Origin of the sequence: Amniculibacterium aquaticum (assembly GCF_003852705.1) — a bacterium.
GTDB lineage: Bacteria > Bacteroidota > Bacteroidia > Flavobacteriales > Weeksellaceae > Amniculibacterium > Amniculibacterium aquaticum.
In genome coordinates, this window is record NZ_REFA01000073.1 from 1 (window position 1) to 1,118 (window position 1,118).

Consider the following 1,118-nt stretch of genomic DNA (forward strand, 5'->3'; position numbering starts at 1 on the left):
AACGGTTTGCGGCTTTGTGAAGTGCGGACTTTGATTATCAAGTACTTATGCAATCTCAACACTTAGCAAAAAGCCATTTTCCTTTTGCTAAAATACAAAAATTAGGAAAAGAAAAAGGCTTTTTGCGAATAATTTCTCAAAAATTTCAACGCAAGAGCCTAATCTCCGCATTTCACAAAACCGTCTGTTGTACGATGTTTTTTTATCTCTACTTTTTCAAAAATGATTTAATTTTTACCTCACTTAGAATTATGGCAATAGACCCCAATATAGGGAATAATATTAGAACTAAATATGGTAATATTCCTGATTTTTTTCTATACAAAATTCCGATAGAAATAACATAAATAATGATTAAAAATGCCAGTGAAAATAAAATCTCAAATGGTTTTATAATTAATAAATTCATAGTTTTTTTTTTTTGAATTATCTACAACAGTACGCTCTAGTTACATAATGTACAGTTCCTACATTAGAATGTTCGGCAGGTCCTAAAGCAATACAATTAATCAATTGACCAGAGTTTATGTCGTTTTTGTTATTATAATTGTAATTAGCCCATGCTGCAGAAGCATTTAGACCAATACCGACACTTTATACTGTATTCCAAAACGAGCAGGAAGGAACTTCATTTATATCAGTAGTTTTCGGAAATTTTGCTGTATGTAAATAATCATTAACCAATAGCATTACAATTAAATTTGTATCTTTTTGTAACAATGATTCATTAATTCCACTTAAACTACCCTCATAGAAAGGAGTTTTTACATATAGTTCTTCTGAAGAAAAATCTAAAGAATATTTTTTGTCGAGAAAACTTAGAATATCGTTTTTTTTAATAAAACTGTAAGATGATAGATTAATAATCGTTCCATTAATCAAAAAATTGGGGGAGCTTTTTACTTTAATGGTGTCGCCATTTGTTTCAATATTTTCATTTTCAATTGGCTTTATCCGGTTTGTCACAATGCTATTGTTTAAAATATCATTTTGGGTAATTTCCTTACTGTCATCTCTATGACAAGATATCACAATATTTAAGGTTACACATACAAGCAAAATAGTTGTAAAAATTGTTTTTTTCATGTTTTAAAATTTTTATAAATCCTTACTTGTTT

General features: G+C 28.3%; 1 protein-coding gene. It reads right to left on the reverse strand.

Going from position 1 to position 1,118, the window contains the following annotated elements; translation table 11 throughout:
- Window positions 1–594: 594 nt before the first annotated feature.
- Entirely contained in the window at window positions 595–1,086 is a 492-nt protein-coding gene (locus tag EIY84_RS11765; protein WP_124643403.1) for a hypothetical protein, read from the reverse strand.
- Window positions 1,087–1,118: the final 32 nt, after the last annotated feature.